General features: G+C 26.7%; 4 protein-coding genes. All 4 read right to left on the bottom strand.

Features of this window, described 5'->3' with window-relative positions:
- Positions 1–68: 68 nt before the first annotated feature.
- A complete protein-coding gene (locus tag Q0K52_RS13700; RefSeq protein WP_297300394.1) occupies positions 69–284 on the bottom strand; it encodes a hypothetical protein in 216 nt (71 codons plus the stop codon).
- A 342-nt stretch (positions 285–626) separates the two neighbouring features.
- Positions 627–3752 carry an N-6 DNA methylase gene (locus Q0K52_RS13695; RefSeq protein WP_297300391.1) on the bottom strand — a complete coding sequence of 1042 codons (3126 nt, stop codon included), beginning with the start codon at positions 3750–3752 and terminating at the stop codon, positions 627–629.
- A gap of 102 nt (positions 3753–3854) precedes the next feature.
- On the bottom strand, positions 3855–6989 hold the full coding sequence (locus Q0K52_RS13690; protein ID WP_297300389.1) for a Hachiman antiphage defense system protein HamA: 3135 nt from the start codon (positions 6987–6989) through the stop codon (positions 3855–3857).
- 391 nt (positions 6990–7380) lie between these two features.
- The gene (ileS, locus tag Q0K52_RS13685; protein WP_297300387.1) at positions 7381–10152 is read right to left on the bottom strand and encodes an isoleucine--tRNA ligase; all 2772 of its coding nucleotides are present in this window, start codon (positions 10150–10152) and stop codon (positions 7381–7383) included.
- Positions 10153–10343 lie beyond the last annotated feature (191 nt).

The raw sequence follows: 10343 nt of genomic DNA, 5'->3' as shown, positions 1-10343 counted from the left end.
TTCTAGAAATTTAAATTATAAGGAATACCTTCTTTTTTTAAACTAAAAGTGTGCAATATCTATGGCTCTTAAACAATATTTTCTATACACTCTGCTTTTAATAATTCTTTCATATGATATACTAATGTAACATATTTCAAATAATCTTCATCTGTTTCTAATGCTCTTCTACTTGGTATTTTTACATCTAATTTATTAAGTAATTCTTTACCATCTATTTTAGGTAATGGATAATCTTGTATAGTAATTAAAATATTTTTAATTAATTGATAATCTATTTTCATAAAACTATTCTCCTTCTATAATCTTCACTTCCTCATTGCTCAAATTATAAATTTATATATAAAATTATCAACCCCTATATATACCCTTAAATTCTAAACAAGGGCTAACAGCCCGCGTCATAAAATTAATAAAAATTTTTTGGTTCTTTTTTCAAAAAAGAACATGTATAAGATATCATATTTAATAAAAGATATCCCATACATGTTGTAAATGTTTTTTGCTTCTTTTTTACAAAAAAGAAATAGGTTTTCGCGTAGCGTGTCCGAGCAAAGCGAGGACATAAGGTACTTTTTTGCCTAAACAAAAAGTACACAAAACGGTTTGCTTTCTTTTACAGAGAACTAACCCTCAATAATCTTAATCTCATTTTCATCTAAATTGTAAATTTGATAGACGAGCTTATCTATTTGCCTATCTATTGAATTTATCTGTCTGCTAACCATAGTAACAGCATTAGGATTTTTCTCAACGGCTAACTTTTTGTTTAAAGCAATGATACTGTCAACTAAAGCAACCATTTTGTCATGCATTTCCTTGTCTTGTTTATTGTTTAAATCTAAATTAGGAAACTTAAAAGGAGATATAAATTCAGGAGTTAATCTATAAGCATTGCCCCTCAAAGCTGTACTAGTATTTGATACAAAAAACCAAAATATTTTTGAATTTAAAATAGCATAAAAATACATTTCATTAAGATTATTAATTTTTTCATTAAATATTATGCTATGTATACTTGGACCATGATAAAAACAACCTTCAAAATCATAACTAATTCTTAAACTTACCAACATATCTGGTATCATAATCTTTTTTCTTTCATAATAGTTAATGCTTCTTAAAGCAGAATATTTATAATAATCATTATCATTCATTTTGATTTTTCTAGTTAACAAAACTGATTTATATTTATTTAGATATTTATATGTTAATGGATATTTTGTTTTTAATTCTTTAATATCTATTAATGACATATTATTATCATCATCTTTATTTTTTACATATGGTAATAATAAATATTTAGCTGCTTTTAAATCCTGATATCTTCTTATAGATTCACCATAAAGAAAAGGAACTAATAAATCTTTTTCTAATTCTTCTTTTTCTTCTGAAATATTAGATTTTACTATACAAGTATTTTGATTTTCTTCTAAAATATCAAACAAATAAATATTATCATTACCTGTAGAAGAACCTTTAAATATTTTGTATGTTATTTCTGAAAACAATAATTCTTGATTATCAATCTTACTTAAGATACCTTGAACATCTGAATTATTAAAATTCCAAGAATTAGTATTTAAAATAGAATAATCAAATTTATCATACTCTATATTAGATAAATTTGTATAATCATCATTTAAATTAAATTGTTTATATAAAATATTATTTTTTTCTTTTTTAGATAAAAATAGCAAACAAGTATATGTTGTAGCATTACTAAAAATTTGATTTGTAGTAAAATTGACTATAGTATCAACTGCATTATTATTATATAAATATTTTCTTATTTTTTCTCCGCTTTCTGATTGAAAAAATTTATGAGGTAAAATATATCCTAATTTACCATAATTATTTAACATAGAAAAAGCTTTATATAAGAAAATAATATATAAATCATAATTTCCTTTTACATAATCTATATAAATATTATTATAATAATTAACAGTTTCCTTGTTAGTATCTGAAAGAGTTTGCATTCTTACATACGGTGGATTGCCTATCACCACATCGAAACCGCCGCCTTTAAAAATATTTTTAAATTCGTCCTCCCAATCAAAACAATTTATTTTATATTGCGTCTCCTCGTCAAAATCAAGCACCGACTGGCTCTCGTAAAAATCATTGCCTATTAAACTATTGCCGCATTTGATATTCTCCTCCAATGACGGTAAAGCTCGTTCATTAAATAAATCCTGATTGTTCTGTATTGACGCCGGACTCTCCCCCTCCAAACACTTCATAAGTAATGATAATTTCGTTACCTCTACCGCATTGCTGTCTATGTCCACTCCAAATATATTGTTGCGTAATATCTGCTTCTTTATCCAAATTGTTAAATCCCCATTCTCTTTTATTACATCTTCTTTTGAACCCTTAAACTTCGCCCTGTCCTTTATCTTGTTGTAATATTCAATATGATAATTAAGTAAATATTTATACGCCCCAAGTAAAAAACTTCCGCTGCCGCAAGCCGGATCCAATATTTTTATATTCGCTATCTCCTCAGGCTTCTTCCCCTTTATAGCCTCCCCAACCGTATTCGCTACTATATAATCAACTATATACTCAGGTGTATAATAAACTCCTCCTGCCTTACGCACCTCTGGTTTTAATTCTATCTTCGCACTATGATTCTTCCCTATAGTGATAGTCTTACCCAAAAACTGCTCATAAGCATTCCCTATTATCTCAACCGATATAACAGAAAACTCATAAGGACTCAAAGGATAATAAAGCTCATTAATAATCTCTTTTATTACTTTATTATCAATCTCAATACTGCTGCTAATACTGTCTTTAGAAAAATCAAACAGCCCCGAATTATACCTGCCGTCAGCATGTTCAAAAATTTTTAAAAGATTACTGTAAAAATTATCCCCCTTATTCTCGCAAGTCCTTTTTAAATCACCATACTCCTCAATACCTCTGTCTTCAGCCGCCCTCAAAAATATAATCCTATCAATAATCTGCTGAACCGCATAATTCAAATCGCGTACAGATAAATTTTTATTAAGCTTCGCAATATTAGATGCTAGCTTAGTCCTTAAACTATCAAGTGAATTAAGAAAATCAATATCAACACTTTCAGTACCTTTTTTGTTTGAAGTACCTGCAATATATTTTTCAAGCGAACCCTGTTCAATTCTCTCTTTATTAAGTATCTCATAAAGAAAATCAAATCTATTAAGATAATCTTCAAAATGAATATACTCAATCCTAGCAGTAGAAGCCTTATCATTAACATTTGGCTTTCTAGTGCAGTCATAAACGGCAAGCTCCTCAAAATCAGTGAGGAAACTTATACCGAGCTTTGCACTCCAGCCATACCTCCTAAGCTGAAAAGCAGGCAAACTGTCCTCTTTAAGATTAACACCGGGCTTCTTCGCCTCAACAAAGAAAACCCTATTTCCCCCAATACGAAATGCATAATCAGGAGCTTTAGTTTCCTTCCCAACTTTCACCTTATCTTCATGAATTACATCACGATAAGTTTGTGATTTACCCGCCCTATTAGAAACGTCCCAACCGAACGCCTCAAAGAACGGATCCAAAAAATCCCTTCTAGTCTCCGTTTCATTATAATTTTTATTTGTATACTGTGAATAATTTGATTTGAAGTTTTGAATTAAATTTTTTAATAAGTCATAAGATTGATTTTTTAAATCAGAGTTAACATAACTCTTTAAATTATTTAAATTACTTGACTGTTGACTGTTGACTGTTGACTGTTGACTGTTGACTTTCATAATATAAAACACCCCCATTATAACTTTATACTACAATACACCCAAACCGCACATTTTGCAACTAAATATAAGTAGAAAAATCACCGTAGCAGCAAACAATTATTATATTTTAATATCTATACCATCATAAAAATATTGTAAAAAATAATAATCAAAAGAATTTACATCAAATAATTTTATAATATCATCTTTTTTTTCTATAAATTGATTTAAAGTCTTATTAATACCATCTTTTTCATCAAAATTAAATTTAATAATACCAGATTCATCAATTATTTTAGATAACATTCTAGGAAGTCCAAATTCTTCTAAAGTATAGACATGTGGTGGTAAAAATACATTTTGTAAATTATTAACAAATTGAGAGATATCTATTTCATTATCTTTTAAAATACATTTTTGTAATGTATTAATATCTGAAAATAAATTATATACATCAAATGATACTACATTTTCAAACTTAAAATAATCATCTATTCCTATATAATTTTTAGTTGTATTTAAAATTTCTAATAATGATAAATTCCAATTATTAGAAATAGCTATAATAAACTTTGATATATTTAGTGGATTCTCTTTAAAAGAAATATTATATTTAATATTATATTTATTTAATATATCAAATATATATTTATTATCATTTTTCCAGTCATCATTAGAAAATGGCAGTAACATATCTATTAGATTATTATTCTCACTTGCCTCATATAATTCTTTAGTTATATTAAGCATAGTTTTTCTATCATTCTTTATTGAATGTTCATCTCTAATACTGTAAAATTTTTCTTCATCTATCATTGATATCATTTCTTTTTTAGTTTCTTCTATATTGTTTTTTTGTTCTTCAGTTAAATTATTAGATATTTCTGTATTATCTATATCAATAATAGTAGAATCATTAATATCAATATTTAATTTATATCTTTGTTTATCTGGAGGTTTTTCTAATAAATAAATATGACCTGTATAATACTCAAGCATCCTTCCAGCTCTACCTTTTATATTATTGTATGTAAATCTATCAAATTCATCTGAAGCTATTTGATTACTATATAAAACAATATTTTCAGCAACTGTATTAACTCCCTCTATAAGTGAAGAAGTAGCAATTATTGTATTTATATGACTAATTTCTTTATCATTAAAAAGCCTAATCTGTATTTGAGATAAATATTTTGGTATTTGAGCATTATGAATACCAATTCCTCTTTTAACTAATTTATATAAAATCCATTCTTTAGAATAATATAATTCTAACCATTTTAAAAAATCATTTAATAATACTGTATTGGTAAAAATATTTATATCATATTTTTTTATACATTTTTTATATATATTGTTTTTGATACCAACAACTGTATTAGTATATATAATATTTTTTTTATTAAATAGTTCATTTCTTAATAATGAATTTAATTTATCATTTTTTAACTTTACTTGTAAACGATAATCGTCATTTTTAATAATATGATTGTGTTCTTCTATTTTTACTGTATTAAAATCTGTATGATAAAATTCATTGTGCTCTATAAATGGATTTTCTGATACCTCATCAATATTAGGTGCTATAAAATATTTCTGAGTCATTTCAGAACAATAATAAAATATTATTTGCTGTAATATAGAACTTCTAATATCAACATAATTATTTGCAGAATAGTTAAACCCTATTTTATAAAATTCATCAACAATAAGTAAATCAACATTGATATTAGATAATACTTTATAATATGTTAATGCTCTTTCTTGTGTAAAAATAAATATATTTTTAAAATATATGTTTTCATTTGCTGTAGTAATAATATTATAATCATTATGAAACTTTTTATATATTCTTCTTCTAGTTTCATCAAGTAGTGCTATTGTAGGAACTATTATTAAAATATTTTTAGGTTTCTTCCTAGATATTAAACTGTCTATTATATAACTTTTACCAAAACTTGTAGGTGCACTCAATAATATATTTTTACCTTCTAAAAGTAATTTTAATACTTTAGATTGTTCTCTATGTAACACAATATAACCATTTATATCTTTTTCATTATCTAAAGAAAATAAATGATAAATTAATTGATCTTCAAAAGATGAATTTTCAATATATTTTTTTAGATATGGATATAATCCTGTCATTCTTATTAGATGAGTAAAAAATTTTATTGTATTTTCTGGTTCAAAATTTATTTCTACATTTTTATCTTTGATTATGTTCAATAAAGTAATTAATTGTTCTCTAGCTTTTTCTTCTTTGTTTTGTTTTAATAAATTATTAATAGTAGAACATTCTTTAAATAAATCAATTTTTTTTACTTCATTATTAATATTATCTAATTTCTGATAAGGTAATATAATATCTTTAAATTTTTCTCTAATACTATTTATATTTACAACAGGAAATAAAAATAAATGAAAATGTATACTTTTATAGTACTCCATAATTGAATTATTAAGTTCACTCAAGAAAATATTAGCTTTTTGTATAAAAAATTTTTTTAATTCTTCTACATATTGTTCAGATAATTCTTTATATTTTTTTGTAATATCACATTCATACATTATCATAATAGGAACATGTAATTTGTTTTTTACATATTCTAGTTTTTTTGTTTTATTTAATATATTTTCCAATTCTTCAGCATTTGATTCATCAAGATGTTTAGATTTTATAATATTAAAATTTTTAGAATCATAAGATAGTTCAAATTCTTTTTTTATAAATTTTTTATTTATATGCTCTTTTAATGATTTACAAGCTTCATCAATTGCATTATCTATATTACTATAAAATTTACTTTCACCAAGCCATAATAATAAATTATTATCATCAAGAGTTATATGAACACTATCAAACCCCTTAGCATAATCATTAGAATTTTGCTTATAATATATTTTAGGATTAAGAGGAATGGCAGAATAATATTCCTTAAGTATACCATATAAAAATATTTCTCCTATTTCTGCCATATATTTATCTATTCTAATATTTTTATATGATTCTTTCAATATAAGATTCATTTTTCCTTTATTTATCAATGATTCTTTTTCTGTCATTGTTAATGCTGTTTCACTTATATAAATATTTATAAAATCAATAACTTTTTCTAATGACCAATCATATTCTTCAAAATCATTAACTAGACCAAGTAAATATCTATTTTCAAAAAACACATCATCAATAACAATATCAAAAAATAATTCTTCTTTATCATGATAATTAGTAAATGTTTTTTTAAATTCCATAAATTAAACAATCATATATATTATTTTTACAGTTACATATAAATTATAAATATTATAGTAAAATAATCAATTAATTTTTATAATATATTAAAAAATCATAGTGTAATAAACCAATTGTTTTTACTAAACTATAAAATTTATTATAGCATCAATAATATTCATATTATTTTCTAACAAATTTATAAATAAAAAAAGGCAGCCATTATTCATAGCCGCCCTTTTATTTTTTTAATAATATTTAACAAATTAATAATAAAAATATTTGAACTAAAAAATGCAGTCTTTTTGGTTCTTTGGGTCACCACCGAGTAGGTGCCTATTCGGCAAAAGAACTGGGGGTTGGGGCAAAGCCCCAATTAAAATATTAATTTTTTTTAATATTCAAATATAATTATCTCACTGCCTCAGCACATCTAGTACATAACTCTTTATGCTCGCTGTCTGTTCCTACACTGTCATAATGTCCCCAGCAGCGTACACATTTTTCATGACTAGCTTTCTCTGTCTTAACGAAAGAAACGCCGCCCTCTATAAATGTATCGTCCTTGCTGTCAGAAAGTGTTACTTTACTTACAATGAATATCTCGTTTAAATATTTTTCATATTTAGTAAGTAATTCTTTAGTTGCTGGTTCTTTAGTGCATATTGTTACATAAGCCTCTAAAGATTTACCTATTGTGCTATTATCTCTAGCTCTTTCAAGTGATAATAATACATCATCGCGTACTTTAAGAATTGAAGCCCATTCTTTTTCTAACTCTAAATCAATTAAATTGTCATCAGCTTTAGGATATAATTCTAAATGTACAGAAGAAGCATTTTCTCCTTTGTAGTATCCCCAAACCTCATCAGTTGTGAAAGGAAGTACTGGAGCTATTATTTTTACTAATACATCTAATATTTCAACAAGTACAGTCTGAGCACTTCTTCTTGAAACAGAATCTTTTCTATCACAGTATAATCTGTCTTTGATAATGTCAAAGTAAGTAGCAGAAAGCTCAACAACACAGTAATTTATAAGTCTTTGATAGAATAAATGGAACTCATAACCATCGCAAGCCTTCTCAGCAACTTTTATAAAACTATGAAGTCTTGATAAAGCATATCTGTCTACAGGAAGTAAATCTTTAACTTCAATCTTTTCTTTAGTGAAATCAAAATCAGAAATATTTCCTAACAAATATCTGAAAGTGTTTCTTATTTTTCTGTAATTGTCAGCAATAGCCTTCATCATGTTATCACCAACACGTGCATTGTGAGTGAAGTCTTCACTTATACACCAAAGTCTTAATATATCAGCACCGTATTTGTCAATAACTTCTAAAGGTGAAACAACATTGCCTGCACTCTTATGCATAGCTCTGCCTTGTTCATCTAAAGTCCAACCATGAGTTACAAGCTCTTTGTATGGAGGTATTCCTCTTATAGCCATAGAAGGCCAAATTGCAGCTTGGAACCAACCTCTGTATTGATCACCTCCCTCTAAATATATATCAACAGGGAAAACTCCGTCTAAATCTTTATTAGTTTTCTGTGCCGCAAAAGATGATACACCAGAATCGAACCAAACGTCCAAAATATCCTGCTCTTTATCAAAATCAGTGCTTCCGCATTCACATTTAGTACCTTCAGGAAGTAAATCTTTAGCCTCTAATTCAAACCAAACATCCATTCCTTTAGTTTTTACTATTTCAGCAAAATGTCTTGTAGATTCAGCAGTTAATAAAGTTTTTCCGCAGTTCTTACAATAGAATGCAGGTATAGGAACTCCCCAAGAACGCTGTCTTGATAAACACCAGTCAGGACGATTCTCAAGCATTTTCTGCATTCTTTCATGTCCCCAAGTTGGATACCATTTAATATTATCTAAAGCTTTAACTGTTCTTTTATCTATATCATCATGTGTCATATCCATAAACCACTGAGAAGTAGCTCTGAATATCAATGGATTTTTACATCTCCAACAAATAGGATAACTGTGAGTAACTTTTTCTTTATGGTATAATGAACCATTATTTTCAAGTATCTCTACTACTTTAGGATTTGCATCTCTTACTTTCATTCCCTGCATTTCTGGGAAATCGCTTGTATATCTTCCAGCTTTATCTACTGGACAATATATTTCAAGTCCGTAATTCATACCAGTTTGATAGTCTTCCATACCATGACCAGGTGCAGTGTGAACTATACCAGTACCTGAAGTAGCCTCAACATAATCAGCAAATACAACAGCAGATTTTCTGTCTTTTATAAATGGATGAGCTATTTCAAGTTTTTCAATCTCTTCCATAGATACCGGAATCATATCTCTGCCTTCTGCTTTCATATCTTTTTTAGATAGAACAGTATCAACTAAAGAAGTTGTCATTATTGCATATCTTCCGTCTATTTCAACAGCAACATATTCTAAATCTCTATTGAAAGCACAAGCCATATTTGAAGGCAATGTCCAAGGAGTAGTAGTCCATATCATAACATCAACATTACCATCTAATTTATCATTGATTTTATTTAATACTGGGAATCTTACATAAACGCTTGTAGAAGTATGATTATCATCATATTCTATTTCAGCTGCAGCTAAAGCAGTTTCACAATCCATACACCAGTGAATAGTTCTTAAACCTTTATATATGTAACCTTTCTCTACTAATTGTGCAAATACTTCAACTATTTCAGATTCATATTCAGGCGACATAGTAAGATAAGGATTTTCCCAATCTCCCATTACACCGAGTCTTTTAAACTCTTTTCTTTGAATATCAATATATTTTTGAGCATAAGCACGGCATTTTTTTCTCATTATAAATTTAGAAGTTTCTTTATATTTATCTCCTAAACTCTCCTGAACTTTCAATTCTATAGGCATACCATGACAATCCCAACCAGGAACATAAGGAGAATCAAAACCTTTAGCAGATTTATATCTTACAATAATATCTTTAATAATTTTATTCAATGATGTTCCAATATGAATGTCTCCATTCGCATAAGGCGGTCCATCATGTAAAATACATTTAGGAGCACCTTTTCTTAATTCTCTAAGTTGTTGATAAAGTTTTTCTTCTTCCCATTTTTTTATTATTTTGGGCTCTTTTTCCTTTAAACCAGCTTTCATAGGAAAAGCGGTTTTAGGCAAATTAATAGTAGAACTATAATCCATCTTATTTTTTGCTCCATTGATTAAATTTTTCTTTAATAAAGTTTTTAGTATATTATAAAGATATACAATTTTATACTATAAGTAGGAATTTTACAAGTTATTATTTTTAATAATTTTGTTTAAGAGCCATAGATATTGCACACTTTTAGTTTAAAAAAAGAAGGTATTCCTTATAATTTAAATTACTAGAA

Origin of the sequence: uncultured Brachyspira sp., from assembly GCF_944390845.1 — a bacterium.
GTDB lineage: Bacteria > Spirochaetota > Brachyspiria > Brachyspirales > Brachyspiraceae > Brachyspira > Brachyspira pulli.
The sequence above is the reverse complement of the archived record's forward strand: the minus strand, read 5'-3'. Positions and strand labels throughout refer to the sequence as shown.

Coding starts and splice junctions, on each gene's coding strand:
- Q0K52_RS13700 (WP_297300394.1), bottom strand. CDS start 284: ATGAAAATAGATTATCAATTAATTAAAAATATTTTAATTACTATACAA.
- Q0K52_RS13695 (WP_297300391.1), bottom strand. CDS start 3,752: ATGAAAGTCAACAGTCAACAGTCAACAGTCAACAGTCAACAGTCAAGT.
- Q0K52_RS13690 (WP_297300389.1), bottom strand. CDS start 6,989: ATGGAATTTAAAAAAACATTTACTAATTATCATGATAAAGAAGAATTA.
- ileS (WP_297300387.1), bottom strand. CDS start 10,152: ATGGATTATAGTTCTACTATTAATTTGCCTAAAACCGCTTTTCCTATG.